Genomic DNA, 23,942 nt, shown 5'->3' on the forward strand with positions numbered 1-23,942 from the left:
GTGAAATCACCAGCCGGATAGAACCCACTTGCCATGTGCCGAGCCCGCCTCCATCGCGGCATGGGCCTCGCGGAGATTGGCCACGGAAATCCTGTCGAACGTGCGGGTTGTGATTTTCGGAAAATCCCCGGCATCACACCGCCGTGCGATTTCCGCGAGGATTTCTCCCTGCACATGCATGTCTGCTGTTTGGAATCGCGACCGCGCCGGCATGTATTCCCAGACGATGCGCGGGCTCTTCAGCCGAAATGGATTGCCGATGTGCACCGGCTCCTTCGTTTCCACGATCAATCCAAGGGTTCCGAGCGGAGCTAACAAATCCGCCGTCGTCTCCCAGTAGCTCTCCGTGTCGTGAAGGTTCGCAATATAGGGGAAATCCGAAATTCCCAACGCCTCGGCCTGCGGACGCAATGGTTCGCGATGGTTGATCACCTCATCCGCTCCCAGCGATTTGCACCACGCCACCGTTTCCGGACGGGAGGCCGTCGCCACCACCCGCAGCCCTGCGGAACGGGCGAGGGGAATCAAGGCGGAACCGACTCCGCCCGCGCCATTGATCACCAAAATCTCTTTTTTCCGATCCGTGCCATCAGAGCGGATTCCCATCCGCTCGAACAACAGTTCCCAAGCTGTTAGTGCGACCAGCGGCAGTGCCGCCGCATCGGAAAAACTCCATATCGAAGGCTTCTTCGCCACCAGTCGCGCGTCCACCGAATGAAACTCCGAGTTGCTGCCCGCGCGGGTCACGTCGCCGGAATAGAACACCTCGTCTCCCGCGGAAAATCCCGTCACGCCGGCACCCACCGACTCGACGATGCCCGCAGCATCGAATCCGAGAACGCGCGGCGGGTCATGGGGTCCCTCGCCCAGCAATTTCCGCACCTTCGTGTCCACCGGATTCACCGAAACCGCCAGCACCTTGACTCGCAGATTCATGGCCCGAGGCTCTGGCATGGCCGTCTCGAACTCCACCAGACAACCCGGATCACTGAAGGGGAAAAACTGGCGTGCGCCGATGGCTTTCATGGCCGTCATTGAAAACCCTTCCGGCCGCTCATGGCAACAAGGGTTTCAGTCCGATCCATGCGCTCCCCCACGTGATGATCCATGGCAGCGTGAGGAGGCTCACCACCGTTGTTGCGATCACCACCTGAACCGCCACTGCCGGTCGGCCGCCGTAGAGCCGGGCTAACAAAATCGACGTCAGCCCCGCCGGCATCGCCGCCTGCACCACCAGCACTTGCTTCAGCTCCGTCATCTGGATCGGTAAAAGCTTCGCAGCGCACAACATTGCCAGCGGCACCAACGCCAGCCGCACCAACGCCGACCCCAGAATTACTCTCAAGTTGAACCTCTCCGCCCCCAACAGATCCATGATCGAGCAGCCCGTGATCAGGATTGCCACTGGAAACGCCCCCACGCCGATCATCGACATCGCCTTTCTCACAGAGCCCGTCACGTGGTCATCCAGCCCCAGCGCCACCAGTGTCAGGCCGATGGCGACCGCGATCACCGGGCCGTTCACCAGCCGCCGCCACGAAAACCCGCGCTCGCCGCTCATCATCATCACCCCCACCGACCACATCGCCGTTTCCACCCCGATGTTGTGCACGAACATCAACGCCAGCGCCCCGGATCCCCATAAAATCTCCGTTACCGGCGCCGCCGTGAAGCCGAAGTTCTGGCAACCCGCACTCAAGGCAAACGTCCGCATTCCTGTACCGCGCTCCAGCCCGATCAACCGGCCCACCGCCAGCCCGATCAAAATCCCCGCCACGATGAATCCCGCCCCTAGAAAAATCGACCACACCACCACCGAGCCACTCTTCAACACCGCGCTCCCCAGAATCTTGTCCAGAATGTAGCAAGGCAGCATCGCCCGGTAAACCACCTGCATCACCGGCACATCGCACTCCCGCGGCAAGACTCCCGTCCGGCGCAGCACCGCGCCCGCGATCATCAGCAGATACACCGGCAACACCGATGCGATAACGGTAAGCGGCGAAATCACCGCGCCACGCTCCCGACCCCGCCCCGCCCGTGCAAGTTCAATTCTTGATGTTCGATGTTCCGGGCGATCATCACTCTCCTCCCGGCGCTCTCCGCATTGACTTCTTCTGAGACAAATTCCGCTTGTCCGCCACGCTGCGGTTTTTCGAATTCCGCGACCTCGGCCGGTTCGTGCGGCGCATTTTCTCGATCGCCTGCGTTTTTGCCACCGCCTTGCCTTCGCGGATCGCGTCGAGCTGGTCGCACAGTTCCCGCCTTGCGAGGAACCGGTTCATTTCCCGCGAGCGATCCATCTGGCATTTGATGCACACGCCAGTCGGCAGGTGTTTGAGAAAAACACAGTTCGACGTCTTGTTGATCTTCTGCCCGCCGGCTCCCGAACCGCGCACGAATTTTTCCAACAGATCGCCCTCCGCGATTCCAAGCGCCGCCATCCGCTGTTCCAGCGCGGCGGTTTTCTCGGATGTAATCGGACTCTGCACTCCACGGAAAATGCGGGGAAATCCCGAAATGACAAGGTTGGAAAGAGAGCTCTCCGAGATCAGTTCCACCATTTTCATTCTTGGCGCACCTGCGTCCAACAGCTTTCATTCCCCTGATGAATGGGGAATGGAAAACCACATGCTGCCGGACAATTTCGAATATTGAAACCACGTCATTTTGTCCATGAATTCTGATTTCTATTGCGACTCCATTCTCAGCGGCCGAGTTCCATTCGTGACGATTGCGGAAAGTTCCGGCGTCCTCGCCTTCGAGCATACTCAGCCGACTTGGGAGATCCACATCGTGGTGATTCCCAAGCAGCATGTCCGTCAACTCATCGAGGTTCAGGATGCGGCTCTGTTCGGTGAGATTTTCACTTTGATGTCCGGCATCATCATGGATCGTGGTTTCGCGGAAACGAACTACAAGATCATCACCAACGGTGGCTCCTACCAAAGCACGCAGCACCTGCATTTCCACTTGGTTTCCGGCAAGCCGCTGGACCCCGGCAATCCGGCTCAAAGTGGAGAGATGATGGTTTGATACAATCGTAACGGTGACACAAACGACTTGACCCCTCTCTGTCTGAAGGACTACACGTCCGCCGATGTCTAAGTGGATGCGCCAACTTGGCCAATGGCTCCTGATCGGGATGCTGTTGGTGTCGATGGGCGGCCACTTGGCGCTGCTCCAGACAATCGCCTGGGGCAACATGCTGGTGGATTTCTCCAGCAAGGCGTCGCTTTCCGAAGCGATGGAAAAAACCTTCGACGGCGAGCATCCGTGCCCGCTGTGCAAGGTCGTGAAGAAGACGAAGAGCGAGGATGAAAAAAAGCCGATGCTCAAATCCGAGATGAAGATGGAGGTCGCCCTGCCGGTTCCGGTCAAGGTGCCGTTTCCACGATCAACGGATCTCGTGTTCCGCGTGACGGAATACTCGGGAACCTTCTCCGAGGTGTATCTCGCCGTGCCGATGCAGCCGCCGCGCGCTGCTTGATGCCTGGATGATCTGATATTTTGTGATGGCTCCCGGAAATTGCCGGGACGCTCCACCACTGCGGAACGGAAAATGATAGAGGCTGCGGAGCAACATGCTTCGGCATCATCATTCCACCGGTCCATGAAGATCGATCCCGGGCTCACCGAACCTATTGGAGCGCGGAATTCATTCCGCCCGCTCAACGCATGACCCGACCCGCCGTCCGGCGGCTATCCGTCCATTCGCATCTTTGTGATGCCGGTGACGGAGTATGCCGTGATGGCCTGTCTTTCTCCTCCATATTCCTTATTTTGAAAAAACAACATCTCTCTATCAGGGGCTTCACTCTTATCGAGTTGCTCATCGTCATCGCCATCATCCTGGTCCTTGCGGGTGTGCTCGCACCGGTGGGGCGAGGGCTCATCACCCGCAGCCAGGCCGTCAATTGCAGCAAGAATCTGCGCCAGATCGGCATCGCGTCGATGATGTATGCCGGTGAAAACAACATGACCCTGCCTCAATCCACACACCAAGGAATCGCCAAGTCGTGGCGAAAAAGCCTGCAACCTTACGCTTCTGGAACGATCACCTTCAAGTGCCAGGATGATCCCTACGAAAAGCGAACGTTCACTTACGTGCTCAACGATTTCCTAACACAAAAACCGTCGGGAGCTCCACCGGATCTCAATTATTCCATCCTCGCGAAAATCGACAGCCCGGCGGAAACCCTGATGTTCGCAGAGGCTTCGACTTCCTATCTCAACACCGACCACTTCCACTTCGCCGAATATTACGGCCAGAAAATGCCGTCGTTCGCCTTCGAAAGCCAAGTCGGCGTAAAGTTCCACGGTGACAAATCCAACTACCTTTTCGCAGACGGACATGTCGAAACCTTGTCGTGGCGGGAAGTCCAAGCGCTCCTCCGCAAGGACGGCGGCCGTTTTCTGAATCCGTCCGGCAAATGACTTTTCCTCCCAACCTTTCAATCCCAATCATGATCAATCTAACGAAATTTACCCGTGCCCTGGCGATTCTCATCGCATCCGCAACCCTGCCGGTTTCCGCCCATCAACACCGGGCCGTTGGCGTATTGGACACCAATGCCAACGGCGTGGCGGATGCCGGTGAGCCGCTGCAGATCATCGGCGTCAATGGCACCGACATCATTCATTATCTCAGGCCCCGCGGAGTGGGAGAGCAGCCAAGACCAGAAGGGTATCATCCGGAGTTGCGGGGCGGCGGCTACTACTATCTGGACGAACGTCCCCGCAGGGTTTACGACGCACAGGGCAGCCCGGCATTTGACAATCTCGGTCAACCCATCGTGGCGGACGAGGGTTTTTCGCTCGTCGCCCTTTCGTCTGATCCCGATTTCCCGGAGCCCGGTCACGCTCATCCCGGAGCTCTGATCTCGTGCGAAATCGTTAGCGTCACAGGACCTCAGGGCGGCAGCTTCGGCTTTTGGGACGCGGCTCAGTCCTTTTACTACGGCACCCCGACGTTTGTGCTTCCGACGAATCAGCCTACCGGAAGCCGGCGATTTATCATCAGCGAGGGCGATGACTACGCGGACGCCGATCCTTACGGCCACATCCACGACCGGGCGTGGTCGGCTAACATACCCGGCGGCTATTTTGTGACGATCCGTTTCATCGACATCAGCACGAACCGTCCGGGCGGATCCCCATGGCACACTCCGAGCAGAAACTACGTTTATCACTTCAAGGCGGGGCCTGATTTCAAACCTTCCGGCCGTCGGGTGGCGGGTGCCGAGTTTGTCCTAACATGGTCGAGCCAGATGGGGATCTCGAATACCGCCTATCCGCCGGAAACGGGAATGGTTTTCCGGATCCTGCGCAGCACCACGCTTGCTCCCGGCGAGTGGACATCGATCGGCCAAGTGACCGGAACGACTACCGCCACTCTCTCGTTCACCGACCCTTCTCCCCCTGCAGCCAAGGCGTTTTACAAGCTGGCCTACGACTGGTCCGCGCCATGACACAAATTTTCCCCTACATCAATGAAAACGAACTCTGGAACAACGGCCCTCGTGGCATCACTCGCATTTCTCTCCATCGGCCGGGCGTCCGCTCACATCGGTTACGGCGGCAGGGACTTCGGTTCCTATCTCGGAACTCCGCAGTCAAATCCCGCATCGATCTCCATCACCAACATTTCCAGCGATTTCGGCTGGGCGGCGGCCACGGATGCCAACTTCGGCGACAGCCACCGGACGCGCGCCTTCCGTTTCAATCTGGCCAGCCCTGGAACCGTCATTCTAACGGTTCAGGGTGGTCCTGGTTTGCTCCCCGGAGTTTCGCTTTACGGCGGGCTCGGTCATCTGGCTCCGGTACAGGGATCGCATGATGCGGCGGCGCTGTCCCAACAATACCTCGCCGGACTTTCGGGTCCCACGAAGATGGGTGCGCTGAATGCCCTCGACGATTGGGCGATCGGAAATGATCCCACTTACACCATCCCGGACGATCCGCTGAGCGGAGTGCTTTACGCCGCGTCGCTGCGTTATTTCGACTACATTGGAAACGTGGCGGACGGGACGAGCACCAATTATGGTTCCGCTTCGGGAATCAATGGCGACGGGAATGCCGATGGTTTCATCACGGCCACGTTCAATCTACCCGCAGGTGACTATTCGTTCTTCCTCGGTGGAGCGAATCTCGCATCGGAATCACCCGGACCGACATGGACCAACTACGGTGCCACGGTTTCACTAACCGTGATTCCCGAGCCATCCTGTGCGGCGTTGGCCGCGTTGTCTTGTGCGTTGCTTTTCCGCCGCAAGCGTTAGGGCTTGGTGAGCGCCTTGAGGATCTTATCGCGCACCGGCTCCTCGATGATTTTCGCGTCGCAGAGATCGTTGGCGAGGCGCTTGGCGGCGGCGATCTCGATGTCTGTCGGGACGTGACCGCCGTCAGGCTGGGGCGGACGGATTTCGAGGTTGGCCATGACTTTTTCGATGCCGGGAGAAGCGGACATCGGGATGAGGGTTTCCACGACCGGCTTCTTGCCGCTCTCCGGACCGCTCGGGATCGGCGGGAGCTTTCCGGATTTCATGTCTTCGAGCGTTTGAAAATCCGCCTTGTAGCCGAGCTTATGGAAGTTTTCGTAATTGGCGCGCAGGCTGGCCATGACGATTTGAATCTTCAGCGGAGGCTCGTTGCGGTCGTCATCACTGGCGAACAGCTTGGTGTCGATGCCCTGGCTCTTTTTGATGGCGATCTCGGGCGGAGTTCCCAGCTCGTTGGCCTCGGCGATCAGGCCGATCGCGCGAATCATCGATTTCTGGGCATCCTCGGCATAAAACTGATGGAAAAAGGAGCTGTCGCTGGAGATCGACCTCAAATCCGAAATGATGGCGGACTGGCGCTGTATTTTTTTGACAAACCGCATGCCGTAAAGGCCGACGACCAGCGCGACAATGATGAAGGTGGCGCGGGTGAGGATGTAACGTGGGCTGGGTGCTTCCATAGGGTGTTAGGTCCAGATTGATTTCGGTTTGCGGGGTTCCTTGGGAGAAACTTCGAAGGTTTTGCGTTCGCGGCAATGGAAGATCGCCTCCTCGCGGGTGATGATATTTGCATCGAGCAGGGCTGCAATGCTTTGGTCGATGGTGCGGTTGCCTTCCTTATAACCGATTTCCATCAGACCGACGATTTGTTCGAGTTTGCGCTCGCGGATGCAGTTGCGCATGGCGTGGCTGGGCCGGAGGATTTCCGAGGCGAGCACCCGGCCCTGGCCGTCGGCGCGGGGAATCAGCCGCTGGCAGACGATGCCCTCCAAGGCACCTGATAGCTGCGTGATGATCTGCGCCTGTTGGTCCGCGGGGAAGACATCGACGATGCGGTCGATCGTCTGCGGGGCATCCGGCGTATGGAGCGTGGCGAGGACAAGGTGACCGGTTTCCGCTGCTGTTAGAGCGATGCGGATGGTGTCGAGATCGCGCATTTCCGAGACCACGATAACGTCGGGGTCCTGCCGCAGCGCCTGCCGCAGCGCGCGCGGGAAACTGCGGGTGTCGCTGCCGACCTCGCGTTGTTTGATCAGGCAGGAGCGGTGTTCGTGAATGAATTCTACCGGATCTTCGAGAGAGATGATGACTCCATTCCGCGACTCGGCGATGCGGCGGACCATCGAAGCGAGCGTCGTGGATTTCCCGGAGCCGGTGATGCCGGTGACAAGCACCAGTCCGCTGCGGAGATTACAGAATTCGAAAATCGGCGAGTGATGACCGAGCGTTTCCAGTGCGGGAATGTCTTGGGAAATGAATCGGAACGCGGCCTCAGCATGGCCACGGGCGATATGGACATTTCCGCGGAAGCGGCCGACACCATCTACCTGAAGTGCGTAGTCGAGTTCCAATTCCTCTTCGAGGGTGGCACGCTGGGATTCGGTGAGCGTGTCGAGAATCAGGTCGCGGACCGTGGTCGGGTCGAGGATGTTCTGATCGAAAGGGACGATGGAGCCGTTGACCCGCGCGCAGGCGGGTGCCCAAGCGCTGAGGTGGAGGTCCGAACCGCCGAGGGCGATGGTCTGGCGGAGGTATTCGGTGATGTCGCTGGCCATGGGTTGATGGGATTATCCGGTGATGCCGCGCATGGCGCGATCAAAATCCTGTGGCCGGGCGCAGGAACTGCGGGCGACATCCGGATCGAGATAGCCTTGCTGGACGGAGGCCACCAGGTATTCGAGCAGGGAGCAGTTGGTCGCTTCATTCGATTTCAACAAGTGGTCCTGGAGATCAGTTAGGCGATTTTCCATAATCCATCGCCGGGTGGCGGCCTCGTTCTGCATGTATTCCAGTGCGGGAAACAACCCGCCGCCGAGGCGTGGCAGGAGTTGCTGGGAAAGGATGCCGACGAGCTGGGAGGCTAGCAGATTGAGCGCGCCGGTGGTCTCGGATTTGAGCAGATGGGAAAAACGGTCGAGCGTCTCAATGACGCTGCTGCTGTGCAGGGTGGAAATCACGAGGTGTCCGGTTTCCGCCGCGTGGAGGGCGGTTAGGGCGGTTTCAGCATCGCGGATTTCACCGAGAAACAGAACGTCGGGGCTCTGCCGCAGCGCGGATCTCAACCCAGTCGCAAAATCCGCGGAATCGTGCCGGATTTCGCGCTGGGAGAATAGCGATTTGTCGTTGGTGAAAAGGAACTCGATCGGATCTTCCAACGTCACGATGTGGCGGGAAAGGTTGTGGTTGATCCAGTCCAGACAGGACGCGACGGTCGTCGATTTTCCCGATCCGGTGGGGCCGGTCACCAGAATGAGCCCGTAGCGACGCTGCATCCATGACTCCAACAACGGGCCCGGCAGACCGAGTTCTGAAAGCGGCGGAATCGAGTCCCGGATCGGCCGGAGAACCGCTGCGAGCCGGCCGAGCGTGTGGTATAAATTTACCCGCAGCCGGCTTCCGCCGGGCAAGCGCCAGGAAATATCGACTTCAAGTTGGTTGGTGGGATCGACGCCGCACGATTTCCAGAACTCTTCCAATGCCACCCGCGGGATCGGCCCTGGATGGAGCACCACGACGTCACCGTCACGGCGAATGCGCGGCGGTTCGTCTTCCACGAGGAAAACGTCGGTCGCCGCGTCAGCGAAGGCGTCGCGGATGAGTTGGTTGAGAGCGGAATTCATGAAGCCGGGCGACGTTTCGAATGTTCAGCATTTCTTAAGTGACCAAGTGGAACGCGAGAAGCGAAAACCGCGGGAATTCCGTTAAGATTTTGTGAAGGGCAGTTCGTCCGACAGTTTGTTCGCCTCATCGGAAACCCGCTCCCGCGCCGTTTCCAAATAATGCCCGTCCAGCTCGATGCCTGTGAAATTCTCCAGCTTCTGCCGGTATGCCGCGACGGCCGAGGTGCCGATTCCCAGAAACGGGTCCAACAGGCGGGTTTCCGGGCCCTTGCCGTGGAGGCGGACGCACTGCTCGACCAAGGCCAAAGGAAACGTCGCGGGGTGGGGACGATCCTTGTCGCGCGAGTTGATCGTCTCGTAGGGAATAAACCAGGTGTTGCCCCGGCAGCGGAGATCCTCGCCGCCGGTGTGGCCCCAGCGCGCGATGTTGGATTTGTCCTGATAGGGAACTCCTGCGGCGCGGCGGTTCAGCTCGACCGTTCCGGATTTCGTCAGATGGAAGACATACTCGTGGCAGTCGTTGACGAAGCGCTTTGAGTTGATCGGCTTGAAATGCCCGGCGCTGATTTGTTCGCCGGCGCGGGTTTCGATGCTGATGGATTTGATCCAGTGGAATGTGTTTTGCAGCGTGAACAGAGGGTTCTGTCCGTCAGTTAGGGCGAGAACCAACTGGTGTGGCAGCAGCGGATTCGCCGGAGCCGCGCCGACATTGAGGAAAAACGACGCGTCGTCCGTCATCACGCGTTTTAGTTCCGCAGCCCACTGGCAGCACCATGTTAAAAACTCCTCGCGCGGGGCGGTGTCTTTGAAACTCTTGTAGGCGATGCCGAGGTTGTAAGGCGGAGAGGTCACCACCAGATCGACGGAGTTTTCCGACAGGGTTGGCAGGACTTGCAGGCAGTCGCCGTGAAGAAGTTTCATAAGTTCGATAGGTCTTGGAAGTCCTATCTCTCCTCAAGCATGATGCAGCAGAATCGAGTTCGCCGCGAAATGATCTGATAGAATATCCGAAACAATCACCAGCGGGGTGCCGGTCCGGACGAGTTCTTCTTTTCGTAACAGTTCGCAGACGCGCTGGATGGTTTCCTCGATGTTGGACGCGAACGGCATCTTGAACGCGCGGACGCCGCGGGTGAGCGAGAGCTGGCAGCAAACGCGGTCGGTCGGAGTGAAGGCGTAGAAACCGGAAGTCCGGGGGCGCAGCATCGCCACGTGGTTTGCCAACACTCCGCGGCGGGTCAGCACGACGAGGCGCGCGTCCGGCAGCGAGTCGGCCAGAGTGACGGCGGCGCGGGCGGTTTTCTGGCGCTCGTCGCGGAGCAGAACGCTTTGGCCGAAGCCGTGGCCGCCGGAGCGCTCGATGCGGGAGGAAATTCTAACGAGCGCGTCAACGCAGCGTTCCGGATAGCGACCGACCGACGTTTCTCCCGACAGCATGAGGCAGTCGGCTTCCTCGTAAGCGGCGTTCATGACGTCGGTGACTTCGGCACGGGTCGGGGTTGGGTTGGTGATCATCGATTCCAACAACTGCGTCGCGACGATGACCCGCGTGCCGAGTTCGTGGCAGCGCTTGACGATGCGGCGCTGGAGGATGGGAAGCTCTTCAAATTCCACTTCGGTGCCAAGGTCGCCGCGGGCCACCATGATGACGTCGGCGGCATTGATGATGGCGTCGATGTTGCGGATGGCCTCCTGATCCTCGACCTTGGCGACGATCTGAGCCTCGCCTTCCATCGCTTCCATCGCGGCACGGAGTTCGTGGACGTGCGCGGAGTCCCGCACGAACGATCCGGCGATGTAGTCGGCCTGGCACTCGACGGCGAGTGCCAGGTCCTTGTGGTCTTTTTCCGTTAGGGCTGGAAGATTCAGGCGGACGCCGGGAAGATTGATGTGACGCCGCGAACCCATGGAGCCCGGCGTTTTCACATAACAGAGAATGCGGTCGGCCTCGACCACGTCGATGCGCATGAGCAGCGCGCCGTTGTCCACCACCAGCGTGTTGCCGACAGCGACATCGCCCATCAACCCGTCGTAGTTGACCGTGGTGGAAAGCGGAACGGACGCGGTCGAACCGACCTTGCGAAACTCGACGACGTCGCCTTCGAGTAGCGTGTAAGGTTTTTCCAAATCGCCGGTGCGGATCGACGGTCCGGTGAGGTCGAACAACACCGCGATGTGGGCGTTTCTCTTGGCGGATTCGCTGCGGACGCGCTTGGCCATCTCGGCGGCCCATTCATGTTTCGCATGGCTCATGTTGAGGCGGAAAACGTTGGTCCCGGCTTCGATGAGTTTTCCGATCATTTCTTCGGATTCAGTGGCAGGGCCAAGGGTGATGATGATCTTCGATTTGCGTGACATATGGTTTGAAAATGGAGTAATGGCACCGGAAACGAGCAATCCGGTTGTCCGGCACCGCCACCGGATGCATGAACCGTGCCGGACGCAGGAAACACGGTCACCTCTGCCAAGGCAAGCCACTATGGCTGCCCGCCGACCGCCCTATTCGGGGTGATCGCGTCAGATCAACGCATTGGCTGTAAGAATGATGGCGATGGACACTACGGCGATCCCGGTTTCCACAACCGTCCATGTTTTCAGCGTTTCCGAGATGGTGAGGCCGAAATATTCCTTCACGAACCAGAATCCGGAATCGTTGACGTGGGAACAAATCAGCGATCCGGCTCCCATCGCCAGAACCAGCAATTCGCGATTCGTATCCGGCCGGGCCTGGACGATCGGCAACATCAGACCCGCCGCCATCGTGATGGAAACCGTCGCGGAACCGACAGCGATCCGGAACATCCCGGCGATGATCCAGCCGAGCAAAATCGGCGTGACGGGAATTCGCAACGCGAGTTCTGCGATGGCCGCGCCGACCCCGGAATATTCCAGAATCTTGCTGAATCCGCCGCCCGCGCCGACTACCAGGAAAATGCTCGCGGCGGGGGCGACGCATTGTTCGGTGAATTTCAAAATCTGATTTCCTGTTAGCCCGCAATGGGTTCCGAAACTCCAGAACGAAACCAAGACCGCGATCAACATCGCCACCACCGGCGCGCCGATGAAATCCGCGATTTGGCGCATGGGATCGTTCACCGCGAGAGTCACATCCGCAGCCGTCGCCAACAACATCAGGATCACCGGCAGCAGCATCGTGAAAATGCTCAGAGCAAATCCGGGAGGGTGGGGGGCTTCCGCCTTGCAGGTGGTTTCCGCGCCGAGTCCGCCCAGTTCCACCGGCACCCGCGGTGCCACCCAGCGGGCTAACAGCGGCCCAGTGATTAGCGCGGTGGGCAGGCCGATGACGATCGACCAAAGGATGGTTTTCCCGGTGTCCGCCCCAATTTTTCCAATCGCCACCATCGGCCCCGGATGTGGCGGGATGAGGCCGTGGGCGACGGATAGGCCAGCGGCCAGCGGCAGCGCCAGATAGAGAATCGGCGTCTTCGTCTGGCGGGCCAGCATGAATGCGATCGGGCCTAGCAGAACAATGCCGACTCCGAAAAACACCGAGATGCCGACAAGAAACGCGACCAGCATCAGCGCGTAATCAAGCCGCTTCACCCCGAGCAACCGCACCATCCGGTTCGCAATCACCTCGGCCGCGCCGGACTCCGCCAGCAGCTTTCCCAAGATCGTCCCCAGGCCGATGATCATCGCGAGGAAACCCAAGGTATTTCCCACGCCTTCCTGGAAACTTTTCGCGATCGTCGGCAACGGCATTCCCGAGCCCACCCCGACGACGAGTGACGCGAGCATCAGTGCGATGAAGGCGTTGCACTTGAAGCGCGCGATCAGAACGATGAGTCCGACGATGGCCGCCAGCGTGAGCAACAGCAGGCCGTTGGAAGAGAGCATGGCAATGGGTAAATCCATGAAACGAACCGTGAAGGATCGTCCGCGTCGTGGGAATCCCTAATTGGAGCGCGTTCATTCTGAACGCTATTTGCCCCGGACATCCTGTCCGGCGCATTCGAATCGCCCAACAGGATGTCGACGCTCCTTAGAGCCCCGCTTCCGTCAGTCGCTCGTCCATCTCCGTCTTCTGCAGCTCCGCAGTGAACTCGCTGAGATCTCCGGCGATAACTCCGGTTAGGTTGTGCGAGGTGAAGCCGATGCGGTGGTCGGTGATGCGGCTCTGCGGAAAATTGTAGGTGCGGATTTTCTCCGAGCGATCACCGGAGCCGATGAGCGACCGCCGATGCGACGAATACGCCTGCTGCTGTTCATGGAGCTTCTGATCGTAAAGCTTGGAACGGAGAATTTGCAGCGCCATTTCCTTGTTCTTGATCTGCGAGCGGCCGTCTTCGCAACGGACGTAGGTGCCGGTGGGAAGGTGGAAAATCTGCACGGCGGACTCGGTCCGGTTGACGTGCTGGCCGCCGGCACCACCTGCGCGGCAAACTTCGATGCGGAGGTCTTCGGGCTTTAATTCGATATCCACCTCTTCCGCCTCGGGCAGCACGGCGACGGTGACGGTGGACGTGTGAACCCGGCCTTGAGTCTCGGTGGCAGGCACGCGCTGGACGCGGTGGACGCCCGACTCGTATTTTAAATAGCGGAACACTTCCTGCCCGGTGATTTTCAGGATGACTTCCTTGAACCCGCCAACCTCGGACGGCGAACTCTCCAGATGCTCGGATTTCCAACCGCGGAGATCGGCGTAGCGTTGGTACATCCGCATCAGCTCGGCGGCGAAAAGCGACGCCTCGTCGCCACCCGCACCGGCGCGGATTTCCACCAATGCATCTCGGTCCTCGCTGGGGTCGGACGGCAGCAGGGCGTATTGGAGGTCGGTGGAAAGCTTCTCAATCTCGGTTTCCAACCCCGGAATCTCGTCGGCGGCCATTGCGGAGAAATCCGGATCGTCGGACTTCGCGAGTTCCTGATTGTCGGCCAAGTGCCGTTTGGCGGCTTCGATTTTTTCCCACAGTTCCAAGGTCTGCTTGAGTTTTCCATGCTCGCGCAGGATCTCGGTAGCGCGCTTCGGGTCGGAAAAAAGATCGGGATCGCCCACCGCTTCTTCCAGCTCGGAGAATCGGTCGCGGCGTTTGGAAATGAGAGAAGAGTAGTCCATGAAGCAGGGAAAGCGCGGGGCAGGAACCTGAGTTGCGGAACAGGGAATTGCAAGGGAAGGAAAAAGCAGCAGGCTGGTAGCGATATGGCCTTCATAGCGACCCTTGGAAAAATCTTCTAAGGACTGACCGTTTCGCGTGTCATAGTGGCTGTTATGAAAACCTTGGCTTGGATCTACCTCGTCGCCCTTTTTGCCCCACTTACCCTTATGGCCCAAGAACCGGAAGCTCTCCGCGCGGAACGCGACAAGCTGAAAGACCGTGGAATGTGGCGGGATGTGGTGAATTTTTACGTGGAGAAATTGCTGCCGCTCTCGGATGCGGGATCGGGATCGGATTTGGAGCGAGCGACGGAGGCGTTGGGGCGATTGAACGCATGGAACGAGCTCGATGGTCTCGTCGAGCGGGCGGTTTCCGCGCATCCCGAGAATCCGAGCCTGCTCACCTCGGCGGCGAATGTCTATCAGCACGCGTCGCATTACGGACAGATCATCGCGGGGGAATTCACGCGCAGCCGAGGATACGGCGGGAGAGGATTTCGTGGCGGGGAAGACGATTCGACGGCGGAGTCCGGGCAAGCGGTGAATACGCAATACCGCGATCACATCCGCGAACTTCAACTGCTGCGACAGGCGGTAAGCCACCCGGGATCGGCGGCGGAGGGAATTCTCGCGTGGCGCGAGATCGCGGAAACCTTCATTGAGAATGAACCATGGAAATTGCAAACGCTGACGCCGCTGGACAAGCTTCCCGAATGGGGCGAGCCGGGGCCGGAAGGTGGAACGGAAGGCGCGCCGTGGGCGGGGGATGCGCCGGTGGTTTATGAAGTGCCGGCGTCGTGGGAAGCAGCGAAGAATGATGGCGAGCGCTGGCGGTTGGCGCTGGCCGAGCAGGTGCGATTGAGCACGGAAGTGGACATGGCGGCTGTGATGATTTCCCAGCGGGCACGGTTTTCCGAATCCCAATTCGGCACGGAGACGCTCTCGTCCTACGGCTGGTGGGCCGAACAGGATCCGGACAGCGCGAAGGGGATTCTGGAAATGGACACGCTGGCGGAGGACGAATGCCTCGCAAAAACATCCGATGGCGTGCGCCGGTTCAAGTTGTCCGCGGAGTATCATTTCATCGCGCTCTATCGGTCGATCCTCGATAACAAGCTGGTCGGCGGCACGGCGGGCGATGCACTCACCGAGGCGTTCCTGAACCGCCGCCAGTATGACAAGGCGCGCGAGGTGCTGGAGCAGACGATCGCGAAATTCGGACCAGGCGATGGAAATTCGCGGAAGAAACTTCTCCAACAGATCATCGGCAACTGGGGACGTTTCGAGCCCGCCGAAACGGTGGCCGCGGGAACCAAACCGAAGTTGCCGCTGGTGTTCCGCAATGCTTCTAACATAAAACTGTCCGCCGCGCCGGTGGACATGGAGGCGGTGATCAAGGACACGCAGGAGTATCTCAGGAGCAACCCGGCCAAGTTCGATTGGGAACGGCCGAATCCCTCCAACATCGCGAGCCGCCTCATTTCCGGCAACGCCGATAAATATATCGGGAAACCTGCGGCGAGTTGGGAAACGAAGCTCGCGCCCCGTGACAAGCACCGCGACACGCGGATGGATCTAACCGTTCCGTTGGACAAGGCCGGCGCGTGGTGGATCAGCGGCACCATCGAAAACGGGAATTCATTTCAAACGCTGGTCTGGATCGTGGACTCGGTGATCGTGGATCACGATGTGGGCGGCAAGAAACAATGGTGGGTGGCCGATGCCGCGGGCGGTGCGCCGGTGGCCGGGGCGGATCTTGAGTTTTTCGGATATCGCACGCTCTATCTGGACAGGAGCAAGCCGTTGGAGCGGAACATGAATATCCTCACCAAGGACCTCGCGCTGAAGACGGATGCCGACGGGAAAAGCCTGTTGGCTCCCGGAGCTCTGGATGACAATTACCAATGGCTGGTGATCGCGCGGAAGCCGGATCGGACGATGGCGTTTTATGGATTCCGTCCGTTTTCCATCACGGAGCCGCAGTTGGAAAACGGCAACCGCGACATGACCTACGGGATTTCGGACCGGCCGCTTTACAAACCCGGGGATACGGCGCACTTGAAGTTCTATCTCCGCAACGTCGGCTATTTCCAGCCGGACGAGAGCCGCTGGGCTAACAAGACGGGCACGCTGATCGTCACCAACGGCCGCGGTGAGGAGGCGATGAAAATCGAAAAGCTCAAGACCGACGATCTCGGAGCAGTGGAAAGCGAGGTGGTCATTCCCAAGGACGCGGTACTCGGGACATGGAACGCGACGTTTCAAATCGGCAATCAGATCGCGGCGACGGTTAGCTTGCGGGTGGAGGAATACCGCAAGCCGGAATACGAGGTGAAGGTGGAGGCCCCGACGGAACCGGTGAAGCTGGGGGATAAATTCACGGCGACGGTTAAGGCGACGTATTTCCACGGATCGCCGGTTAGAAATGCGGATGTCGAGATCATCGTGAAACGCAGTTCCATCGGCGAGCGCTGGTTTCCCGTGTGGCGATGGGATTGGCTCTATGGCTCCGGCGCCTGGTGGAATTGTGGCGACGCTTCCTGGCACCCTACGTGGAGTCGCTGGGGCTGCATTCCGCCACATCCGTCTTGGTGGCAGGGGAACCGCTGGACGCCGGACGAACTGGTGATGAAGCGCCATATGGCGATCGGTCCGGACGGCACGGCGAAGATCGAAATCGATACCGCGCCCGCGAAGCAGACGCAGGGCGACATGGATTCGAAATACACCATCGAGGCCCGTGTGGTGGATGCTTCGCGGCGCGAGGAACGCGGCACGGGATCGGTGATCGCTGCTAGAAAACCCTTTGAAGTGATCGTGTGGACGGATCGCGGTTACACCCGCGCGGGTGAATCTGTGGAAGCGACTGTTTCCGCAGCGACGCTGGCCGGAAAACCGGTCGTCGCGGCGAAGGGAACACTGAAGATTTTCCAGATCGTCGGCGGTGAAAACGGCCGGGTGGAGGAAAAGGAAGTGCAGTCGTTTCCTGTCGAAACGGATGCGCAGGGTGAGATCCATCAGAAGTTCGCCGCACCCGTCACGGGGCAATATCGTCTCGCCGCGAGTCTGTCCTTCAAGGACGGCGAAGCTGCGGAAGGGGCGACGATTCTCAACGTCCACGGTCCGGGGCGCGCCGATCCCAAGGACTGGCATTTCGGCCCGCTCGAACTGATCGCCGACAAGACGACACATGCGGCGGGTGAAACGCTGAAACTCCGTGTGAACAGCGACAAGGAGGACGCGAACGTCTGGCTGTTCCTGCACATCGCTGGGACCGCGGGACGCGAGGCACGCCGCATTCAACTCGATGGAAAGAGCCTGGAAGTGGAGGTGCCGCTCGATTTGCGAGATATGCCCAACATGTTCATCGAAGGTGTCACGGTCTTCGGCGCGGAGGTCCACACGGCGGTCCGGCAAATCCTGTTGCCACCGGTGAGCAAGCTGATCGAGGTGACTCTGGAACCTGCGAAGGACAGGGTGAAGCCGCGTGAAGCATCGGCCCTGCGCGTGACCCTGCGCGATGCCGAGGGCAAGCCGGTGACCGGCATCGCGGTTCTATCGGTTTATGACAAGTCGCTGGAAGCGATCACGGGCGGCTCCAATGTCGGGCTGATCCATGAGAATTTCTGGACGTGGAAGAATAATTACTATCAGAACTGGAACATGGGATCGGTTCCAAATTCACCCGGCAATTTGCTCCGCCCGAAAGCTGCCGGGATGGAATCGCTGGGGAGGTTTGGCGATCAAACGTTGCTTCTGGAAAAGTCCGGCGGATTCGGCGGCGGTGGTGGTCGTTCCAGAATGGCGGCCAAGGGCATGGCCTTTGGACGGGCCGACAGCGCGCCGATGCCCGCGACCGCCATGCCGATGGAGGCCAAGGACGAAATGCTAGCCGACAAAGACACGGCAGCGGAAGCCGCGCCCAATCCAAATCCGATTCTGGTCCGCAAGGATTTCGCGGATCTCCTGAAATGGTCCGGTGCGATCCAAACCGATGCCGATGGCCATGCGGAGATTCCCCTCGAATTTCCCGATAATCTAACAACGTGGAAGGCTCGTGTCTGGGTGCTTGGCAAAGGAACGCAGGTCGGTGAAGGAAGTGCGGAGATCATCACTTCGAAGGAGTTGTTAGTCCGACTCCAGGCACCGCGATTCCTGGTGGAGCGCGACGAATCCGTCTTCAGCGCGGTGGTGCAGAACGATCACGATGCAGCCAAGACGGTGAAGGTTTCGCTGGAGCTTGATGGCAATACGTTGGAAGCCATCGATGGCGCACCGCAGACGGTGGAGATCGCGGCGAAGTCGGAAGCGCGCGTCGATTGGCGGGTAAAAGCGCTGCACGAGGGCGAGGCGAAATTCCGGATGCGCGCGGATTCCGGCGACGATGGCGATGCCGTCGAACGCACGTTGCCAGTGCGGGTCCACGGCATGCTACGCCAGGACGCGTGGAGCCGCACAGTCGAGCCTGGCAAGGATTCCGCCAGCATCAGCGTGGATGTGCCTGCGGAGCGCCGGCCGGATCAATCGAAGCTCGCCGTTCGTTTTTCCCCCACCATCGCGGGAGCGGTCGTCGATGCGATTCCCTATCTGGCCGACTATCCCTATGGTTGCACGGAGCAGACGTTGAACCGTTTCGTTCCCGCCGTCATCGCGCAGAAAATGCTCAAGGATCTGAAGATCAATCTGAGCGAGGTGAAAGCGAAACGCACCAACCTGAACCCGCAGGAACTCGGCGATTCCGCCGAACGCGCCGCCCAGTGGAAGCAGTGGCAGACGAATCCCGTGTTTGATGAGGTCGAGATGGACAAGATGGTCGCCAAGGGCGTTGAAAAACTCATGTCCATGCAGAACTCCGACGGTGGCTGGGGATGGTTTTCCGGCTACGGCGAGGTTTCCTATCCGCACACGACGGCGGTGGTGGTGCATGGTTTGTTAGCAGCCAAAGGAAACGGCGCGAAGATTCCGGACGCGATGCTGAACGCAGGCAGCAACTGGCTGACGGGCTACGAGCGCAAGCAGGTCGCCGCCCTTCAGTTGTATGTCGAGCGCGAGGCATTGCGCAAGGAGGGGAAGAAAGTCCCGGACGATAACAAATACGAAAAGCCGTCGGGCGATGCGGTGGATGCGTTCGTCCGCGTTGTCCTCGGCGAGGCGAAGCGGAACTCGGAGCCGATGCTCGCTTTCCTCTATCGGGACCGCGTGGGGCTGCCGGTTTATGCGAAATGTCTGCTAGGCCTGGAAGAACACCGGACGGGCGACGAAGCGCGTCGCGACGAGGTGATGAAGATGATTTCCCAATTTCTCAAACGCGATGCGGAAAACCAGACCGCGTATCTCGATCTCCAGAACAACACTTATTGGTGGAACTGGTATGGCAGCGAGGTGGAGGCGCACGCCTGGTATCTCAAGCTGCTCGCCGCCGTGAAGCCGAATGATCCCGATACCCGCGGACTGGTGAAGTATCTGGTGAACAACCGCAAACACGCGAGCTATTGGGAATCGACTCGGGATACGGCGTTTGCCGTGGAAGCCATTGCCGCCTATTTCAAAGCCAGCGGCGAGGATGCTCCGGAAATGGAAGTGGAAATCCTGATGGACGGAAAATCGTTGCGCAAGGTTTCCATCAACCGAGACAATTTGTTCACCTACGATGGCTCCGTCGTTCTAACGGGAGATGCCGTTGCTACCGGAAAACACGACATCGAACTCCGCCGCAGCGGCAAAGGCACGCTTTATGCGAATGCCTATCTGCAGGTCTTCACGCTGGAAGACAAACTCCGTGCCGCCGGGCTGGAGGTGAAGGTGAGCCGTCGTGTTTCGAAACTCATCGCCTTGGAAAAGGAAACCGAAGTTCCCGATTCCACCGGATTGGTCGCCAAACAACAGGTCGAACGTTTCCGCCGCGAACCGCTGGAAGACGGAGCGAAACTCGCATCGGGTGACCGCATCGAAGTGGAACTCATCCTCATCAGTAAAAACGATTATGAGTATCTTATCTTCTCCGATGCCAAGGCCGCGGGGTTCGAAGCACTCGACGCGCTCAGCGGTTATGTCGGAGGCAGCGGTGGCTTCAGTGTCTATATGGAGCCGCGCGACCAGACGGTGGACTTTTTTGTCCGCGCCCTTCCGCGGGGGATGAACACGGTGCGCTATCAACTCCGAGCCGAGTCTCCAGGAATTTACAAGGCGCTCCCGGCCACCGTCGAAGCGATGTATGCCCCGGAACTGAGGGCGAACTCGGAGGACCTCCGTTTGGAGATCATGAAATGATGCTTCCCCCACTCCGAGTGTAATTACCATCACGCGTCCCGACGGATGATCGCTGCCAGAGAATCAGGCGTCTCATTCGCCAGTGTGCGCACATTGGCGCAGACCGAATCAAGCGGACGGATCTCGAAGGTTAGTCCGATCTGGACGCACGGATTTTCAGCGGCCAGCTCCGCAGCCTCCTGGAGACTGCGGGCCACGATCAGCCAATACCCGCCGATCACTTCCTTGGTTTCGTTGAACGGTCCGTCCACCGTGATTCCCTTTCTCCCGACGACCATGCGCTCACGTTTGAGGCGGCTACCCATTTTCATCCGCCCTTCCGCGACATTCCTATCCAGCCAGTCATAGAACTTCGCGATCGTGTCCTCGATTTCCTTTTCCGGTGCGTGGTCGTCCCACTTGCCACGGGACAGGACAAGAAATTCGGCGAGTGGTTCTTTCATGCGGAGATCCGTTTTTGAAATTCAATGGGCCTGATCGTTGTCGGCAGCCGCCTTGAGGCGGGCGATGTCGAGTTTGTTCATTTTCAGCATCGCCTGGAGCGCGCGCTGCGAGCGGCCGTCGTCTTCGTCGCCGAGCAACTCCCCCAAGATCTCCGGAACGACCTGCCATGACATTCCGAACTTGTCCTTCAACCAGCCGCAGCGGCTTTCCTTCCCGCCTTCCGATAGCTTGTCCCAGAAATAGTCGATCTCATCTTGGGTCTCGCAGCTGACGAAAAAGGAAACCGCCTCGTTAAAGTGGAATTGCGGGCCGCCGTTCAATGCCATGAACCGCTGCCCGGCCAGCTCGAACGTTGCGGACATCGGCGATACGCTGAGGACCTTCGAGTTTTCAAAGATGGACGTGTAAAAAGTGACAGCCTCTTCCACCCGCCCGTCGAACCAGAGAAAGGGAGTCACGCATTTAGCTGCAAATTTTTTGGGATGTTTCATGATTGGTTTTCTGTTTCCGGACTTCGATCTCCACTTGGAGTGTGAGCGATTCTGTCCAACTAAGGATTCGACGAACCGGTCCGGCGGCGCAGGACAAATCGTGTGGAATTTTTTCCAGCGCCGTTCCTCATGCTGCCCGGACCAGTCCGAAGGAGAGAAACTCCATAACCCTATGTGAATCACCCCAAGAAAAATAGTTGGAATATCGCAGGGAAGTGCGACTCCTATTCCATACAAGGCCGCTAAATCAAAGAGACCTTGCTTCAACCAACAACCAAACCTAAAAAAACGATTATGAAAACTACCACTACCCTCATGGCTGCCGCCCTCGCCGGAGTCTTCGCCGCTGGAACCGCAGTGTCCCACGCCACCACCCTCAAGTTCTCCCCGGTCGCCGCCGAGAAGGAAAAAGACAAGTGCGACGGCAAAGACGGCTGCAAAGGCAAGGACAAGGAGAAGAAGGAAGGCACCCTCAACGTGGTCGCCGCCGCCGATGCCGACAAGGACAAGTGCTCCGGCAAGGATGGCTGCAAGGGCAAAGACGGCTGCAAGGGCAAGGATAAGGAAAAAGAAAAGAAAGGCGAAATCCTCTGATTTTCACAGAAACCCCGCAGTGACCCAAAGTCCTGCGGGGTTTCTTTTTCTCTAGGGAATGGAATCATGAGTGCCTCGCGATTTACCGGCGGTGTGGAATTGGCAACGGGGATCGGTCTTCGATCGCCTCATTACGCCCACATCCTGTCCGAAAAACCGACGGTGGACTGGTTCGAAATCATTTCAGAAAACTACATGGTCGAAGGCGGGCGTCCGCTCGAAGTCCTCGACATGATTCTTGAACAATACCGCGTCGTCCAACACGGCGTCGGACTCTATCCGGGAAACGCCGGCGGTATCGACCGCGATCACTTGAAGCGTCTCAAGCGCCTCGTGAAACGCACGAACACCCCGTGGATTTCGGATCACCTTTGCTGGGGCAGCATCGATGGCAGCATGAGCCACGATCTGTTACCCATCCCTTTCACCTTCGAAGCGGTTAGGAAGACCGCGGAAAACCTGCGCATGACGCAGGATTTTCTCGAAGTCCCTCTCGCGGTCGAAAACGTCAGCAGTTATGGAGATTTCAACGGCAACGAAATGACCGAGTGGGAATTTCTCGCGGAAGTCAGCGAGCTGGCCGATGTCGGAATTCTGCTCGACGTGAACAACATCTATGTTTCCTCGATCAACAACGGCTTCGATCCGCTGGAGTATGTCAATTTCGTCCCGCCGGAGCGCGTTGCGCAGATCCACATCGCGGGGCATTCGCGTTACGAACGGTTCATCATTGATACCCACGACCATCCGGTGATCGATCCGGTGTGGAAACTTTACGAACGCGCGATCGAGCGCTGCGGCACGGTGGCCACTCTACTCGAATGGGACGGCAAGATTCCATCGTTCGAGGAAGTCTGGACCGAGGCCCGTAAATCCGAAACGTGGCGCGAATCGGCGCTGGCGAAAAAAGCAGATCATGCGGCCGCTTGAACAAACCCAGCGCGAGTTTTTTTCCGCCCTGCAAATGCCCTTGCGTGGCAGGAGCCGGGCAAGCACCGAACTTGCAGCGGTGGACGAAGGGCACTCGCCGGAATTTCTCGCGAAGGCGGAGGAACTTCTGAAGCACGGCGCGAATCTAACTCCCGCCGAGAGTCTCGAACTCTATCACCGCCAGTATTGGTTCCGGGTGCTGGATTCCATCGCCGAGGATTTTCCCACACTGCGGAAAATGGCGGGCGAGGAAACGTTCTGGGCGTTGATGGAGGCGTATTTGTTAGCTTGTCCGTCGTCCAGTTTCACGCTCCGCCATCTCGGAAGCCGTCTCGCGGATTTCACCGCCGAATGGAATGCACTCGATGAATCCAAGCGTCGGTGGTTTTCCGCGATCGCGCGGTTGGAATATACCTACATGGCGGTTTTCGAGGCGGCCGAATGGGAACCGGTGACGCCGGAACAATTCGCCAGCGCCGAGCTCGGGTTGCAGCCGCACGTCATGCTGTTGGAGCTGCCGGTTCCCGCCGATCTCTGCGTGGACTGGGAATCCTTCGCGCCCGAAGCGGAGGATCCCGTCTATCTCGCCGTGTGCCGTGGCGATGGAGGTAAAGTGGTGCAATGCCGGATGGATCCGCTCGAGTTCGTCCTCCTGAGCCGTCTCCGCCGTGGAGGAACGCTCGCCTCGCTCTTCGCCGAACCGACCGACCGCGAACCCACCCCGGAAGAAATCTCCGAGTGGTTCGCGAATTGGCAAAGCCGCCGCTGGATCGCACTGGCACCTACCGCCGAAGCGGAGAATTTTTCCGTCGTCCAACACCGGGGAGTGCGCGAAATGGACTGGAGCGGCATCGACAAGATGGGCTCTCAGGCACGGGCGATGGAGGATTGAGGCGGCGTCAGATAGGGGGCGGGGACGTCTCGTCCCCGCGCGGCTGAGAAACACTTCACCCTGCCGGTTATTTCTGTCAGAGTC

21 protein-coding genes are annotated in these 23,942 nt (G+C 59.1%); 9 read left to right on the forward strand and 12 right to left on the reverse strand.

What is annotated here, in order from left to right; translation table 11 throughout:
- Positions 1-6: 6 nt before the first annotated feature.
- From ABIQ96_RS26175 to ABIQ96_RS26185, 3 genes are all read right to left on the reverse strand, one after another.
- The gene (locus ABIQ96_RS26175) at positions 7-1,026 is read right to left on the reverse strand and encodes a zinc-binding alcohol dehydrogenase family protein (protein ID WP_348217618.1); all 1,020 of its coding nucleotides are present in this window, start codon (positions 1,024-1,026) and stop codon (positions 7-9) included.
- Positions 1,027-1,054: 28 nt separating this feature from the next.
- Complete coding sequence (locus ABIQ96_RS26180; protein WP_348217619.1) at positions 1,055-1,981, reverse strand: AEC family transporter; 927 nt, start codon at positions 1,979-1,981, stop codon at positions 1,055-1,057.
- 100 nt (positions 1,982-2,081) lie between these two features.
- On the reverse strand, positions 2,082-2,492 hold the full coding sequence (locus ABIQ96_RS26185; RefSeq protein WP_348217620.1) for a peptide chain release factor-like protein: 411 nt from the start codon (positions 2,490-2,492) through the stop codon (positions 2,082-2,084).
- 184 nt (positions 2,493-2,676) lie between these two features.
- Between ABIQ96_RS26185 and ABIQ96_RS26190 the strand changes: the two genes are divergently transcribed.
- From ABIQ96_RS26190 to ABIQ96_RS26210, 5 genes are all read left to right on the forward strand, one after another.
- Complete coding sequence (locus ABIQ96_RS26190) at positions 2,677-3,036, forward strand: HIT domain-containing protein (protein WP_348217621.1); 360 nt, start codon at positions 2,677-2,679, stop codon at positions 3,034-3,036.
- Positions 3,037-3,100: 64 nt separating this feature from the next.
- Positions 3,101-3,490: a hypothetical protein gene (locus ABIQ96_RS26195; RefSeq protein WP_348217622.1), complete on the forward strand. Its 390-nt coding sequence runs from the start codon at positions 3,101-3,103 to the stop codon at positions 3,488-3,490.
- Between the two features lie 293 nt (positions 3,491-3,783).
- Positions 3,784-4,437 carry a prepilin-type N-terminal cleavage/methylation domain-containing protein gene (locus tag ABIQ96_RS26200; protein ID WP_348217623.1) on the forward strand — a complete coding sequence of 218 codons (654 nt, stop codon included), beginning with the start codon at positions 3,784-3,786 and terminating at the stop codon, positions 4,435-4,437.
- A 29-nt stretch (positions 4,438-4,466) separates the two neighbouring features.
- On the forward strand, positions 4,467-5,471 hold the full coding sequence (locus tag ABIQ96_RS26205) for a hypothetical protein (RefSeq protein ID WP_348217624.1): 1,005 nt from the start codon (positions 4,467-4,469) through the stop codon (positions 5,469-5,471).
- A gap of 21 nt (positions 5,472-5,492) precedes the next feature.
- Positions 5,493-6,281, forward strand: coding sequence for a PEP-CTERM sorting domain-containing protein (locus ABIQ96_RS26210; protein WP_348217625.1), 789 nt, complete (start codon positions 5,493-5,495; stop codon positions 6,279-6,281).
- On the opposite strand, the gene ABIQ96_RS26215 is transcribed toward ABIQ96_RS26210, so the two are convergent.
- From ABIQ96_RS26215 to prfA, 7 genes are all read right to left on the reverse strand, one after another.
- Positions 6,278-6,961: a hypothetical protein gene (locus tag ABIQ96_RS26215; RefSeq protein ID WP_348217626.1), complete on the reverse strand. Its 684-nt coding sequence runs from the start codon at positions 6,959-6,961 to the stop codon at positions 6,278-6,280. The two genes, ABIQ96_RS26210 and ABIQ96_RS26215, sit on opposite strands and share 4 nt — an antisense overlap.
- A 6-nt stretch (positions 6,962-6,967) precedes the next feature.
- Positions 6,968-8,056: a PilT/PilU family type 4a pilus ATPase gene (locus ABIQ96_RS26220; protein WP_348217627.1), complete on the reverse strand. Its 1,089-nt coding sequence runs from the start codon at positions 8,054-8,056 to the stop codon at positions 6,968-6,970.
- A 12-nt stretch (positions 8,057-8,068) separates the two neighbouring features.
- Positions 8,069-9,121 carry an ATPase, T2SS/T4P/T4SS family gene (locus ABIQ96_RS26225; protein WP_348217628.1) on the reverse strand — a complete coding sequence of 351 codons (1,053 nt, stop codon included), beginning with the start codon at positions 9,119-9,121 and terminating at the stop codon, positions 8,069-8,071.
- 81 nt (positions 9,122-9,202) lie between these two features.
- Positions 9,203-10,042 (reverse strand): site-specific DNA-methyltransferase, encoded by an 840-nt coding sequence (locus ABIQ96_RS26230; protein WP_348217629.1) that lies wholly within the window; start codon positions 10,040-10,042, stop codon positions 9,203-9,205.
- Positions 10,043-10,075: 33 nt separating this feature from the next.
- The gene (pyk, locus tag ABIQ96_RS26235; protein WP_348217630.1) at positions 10,076-11,479 is read right to left on the reverse strand and encodes a pyruvate kinase; all 1,404 of its coding nucleotides are present in this window, start codon (positions 11,477-11,479) and stop codon (positions 10,076-10,078) included.
- Positions 11,480-11,638: 159 nt separating this feature from the next.
- On the reverse strand, positions 11,639-12,997 hold the full coding sequence (locus tag ABIQ96_RS26240; RefSeq protein ID WP_348217631.1) for a gluconate:H+ symporter: 1,359 nt from the start codon (positions 12,995-12,997) through the stop codon (positions 11,639-11,641).
- Positions 12,998-13,124: 127 nt separating this feature from the next.
- On the reverse strand, positions 13,125-14,198 hold the full coding sequence (gene prfA / locus ABIQ96_RS26245) for a peptide chain release factor 1 (protein ID WP_348217632.1): 1,074 nt from the start codon (positions 14,196-14,198) through the stop codon (positions 13,125-13,127).
- Positions 14,199-14,405: 207 nt separating this feature from the next.
- Between prfA and ABIQ96_RS26250 the strand changes: the two genes are divergently transcribed.
- Positions 14,406-20,507, forward strand: coding sequence for an MG2 domain-containing protein (locus tag ABIQ96_RS26250; RefSeq protein WP_348217633.1), 6,102 nt, complete (start codon positions 14,406-14,408; stop codon positions 20,505-20,507).
- Positions 20,508-20,536: 29 nt separating this feature from the next.
- Here the strand turns inward: ABIQ96_RS26250 and ABIQ96_RS26255 are convergent, their stop codons facing one another.
- Positions 20,537-20,950 (reverse strand): YciI family protein, encoded by a 414-nt coding sequence (locus tag ABIQ96_RS26255; protein WP_348217634.1) that lies wholly within the window; start codon positions 20,948-20,950, stop codon positions 20,537-20,539.
- 21 nt (positions 20,951-20,971) lie between these two features.
- On the reverse strand, positions 20,972-21,442 hold the full coding sequence (locus ABIQ96_RS26260) for a VOC family protein (RefSeq protein ID WP_348217635.1): 471 nt from the start codon (positions 21,440-21,442) through the stop codon (positions 20,972-20,974).
- 294 nt (positions 21,443-21,736) lie between these two features.
- On the opposite strand from ABIQ96_RS26260, the gene ABIQ96_RS26265 reads away from it, so the two are divergent.
- The 3 genes from ABIQ96_RS26265 to ABIQ96_RS26275 all read left to right on the forward strand — a co-directional run bounded on the left by ABIQ96_RS26265 (position 21,737) and on the right by ABIQ96_RS26275 (position 23,858).
- Complete coding sequence (locus ABIQ96_RS26265) at positions 21,737-22,036, forward strand: hypothetical protein (protein WP_348217636.1); 300 nt, start codon at positions 21,737-21,739, stop codon at positions 22,034-22,036.
- A gap of 66 nt (positions 22,037-22,102) precedes the next feature.
- Entirely contained in the window at positions 22,103-22,966 is an 864-nt protein-coding gene (locus ABIQ96_RS26270; protein ID WP_348217637.1) for a DUF692 domain-containing protein, read from the forward strand.
- Positions 22,953-23,858, forward strand: coding sequence for a DNA-binding domain-containing protein (locus tag ABIQ96_RS26275; protein ID WP_348217638.1), 906 nt, complete (start codon positions 22,953-22,955; stop codon positions 23,856-23,858). The genes ABIQ96_RS26270 and ABIQ96_RS26275 overlap by 14 nt, the downstream gene beginning before the upstream one ends.
- Positions 23,859-23,942 lie beyond the last annotated feature (84 nt).

The organism is Luteolibacter sp. (assembly GCF_039920825.1).
Classification (GTDB): domain Bacteria; phylum Verrucomicrobiota; class Verrucomicrobiia; order Verrucomicrobiales; family Akkermansiaceae; genus Luteolibacter.

What these genes read in the sequence shown, in the direction of transcription:
- ABIQ96_RS26175 (WP_348217618.1), bottom strand. Translation starts at nt 1,026, where the DNA reads ATGAAAGCCATCGGCGCACGCCAGTTTTTCCCCTTCAGTGATCCGGGT.
- ABIQ96_RS26190 (WP_348217621.1), top strand. Translation starts at nt 2,677, where the DNA reads ATGAATTCTGATTTCTATTGCGACTCCATTCTCAGCGGCCGAGTTCCA.
- ABIQ96_RS26195 (WP_348217622.1), top strand. Translation starts at nt 3,101, where the DNA reads ATGTCTAAGTGGATGCGCCAACTTGGCCAATGGCTCCTGATCGGGATG.
- ABIQ96_RS26205 (WP_348217624.1), top strand. Translation starts at nt 4,467, where the DNA reads ATGATCAATCTAACGAAATTTACCCGTGCCCTGGCGATTCTCATCGCA.
- ABIQ96_RS26210 (WP_348217625.1), top strand. Translation starts at nt 5,493, where the DNA reads ATGAAAACGAACTCTGGAACAACGGCCCTCGTGGCATCACTCGCATTT.
- ABIQ96_RS26215 (WP_348217626.1), bottom strand. Translation starts at nt 6,961, where the DNA reads ATGGAAGCACCCAGCCCACGTTACATCCTCACCCGCGCCACCTTCATC.
- ABIQ96_RS26220 (WP_348217627.1), bottom strand. Translation starts at nt 8,056, where the DNA reads ATGGCCAGCGACATCACCGAATACCTCCGCCAGACCATCGCCCTCGGC.
- ABIQ96_RS26225 (WP_348217628.1), bottom strand. Translation starts at nt 9,121, where the DNA reads ATGAATTCCGCTCTCAACCAACTCATCCGCGACGCCTTCGCTGACGCG.
- ABIQ96_RS26230 (WP_348217629.1), bottom strand. Translation starts at nt 10,042, where the DNA reads ATGAAACTTCTTCACGGCGACTGCCTGCAAGTCCTGCCAACCCTGTCG.
- pyk (WP_348217630.1), bottom strand. Translation starts at nt 11,479, where the DNA reads ATGTCACGCAAATCGAAGATCATCATCACCCTTGGCCCTGCCACTGAA.
- ABIQ96_RS26240 (WP_348217631.1), bottom strand. Translation starts at nt 12,997, where the DNA reads ATGGATTTACCCATTGCCATGCTCTCTTCCAACGGCCTGCTGTTGCTC.
- prfA (WP_348217632.1), bottom strand. Translation starts at nt 14,198, where the DNA reads ATGGACTACTCTTCTCTCATTTCCAAACGCCGCGACCGATTCTCCGAG.
- ABIQ96_RS26250 (WP_348217633.1), top strand. Translation starts at nt 14,406, where the DNA reads ATGGCCCAAGAACCGGAAGCTCTCCGCGCGGAACGCGACAAGCTGAAA.
- ABIQ96_RS26255 (WP_348217634.1), bottom strand. Translation starts at nt 20,950, where the DNA reads ATGAAAGAACCACTCGCCGAATTTCTTGTCCTGTCCCGTGGCAAGTGG.
- ABIQ96_RS26260 (WP_348217635.1), bottom strand. Translation starts at nt 21,442, where the DNA reads ATGAAACATCCCAAAAAATTTGCAGCTAAATGCGTGACTCCCTTTCTC.
- ABIQ96_RS26265 (WP_348217636.1), top strand. Translation starts at nt 21,737, where the DNA reads ATGAAAACTACCACTACCCTCATGGCTGCCGCCCTCGCCGGAGTCTTC.
- ABIQ96_RS26270 (WP_348217637.1), top strand. Translation starts at nt 22,103, where the DNA reads ATGAGTGCCTCGCGATTTACCGGCGGTGTGGAATTGGCAACGGGGATC.
- ABIQ96_RS26275 (WP_348217638.1), top strand. Translation starts at nt 22,953, where the DNA reads ATGCGGCCGCTTGAACAAACCCAGCGCGAGTTTTTTTCCGCCCTGCAA.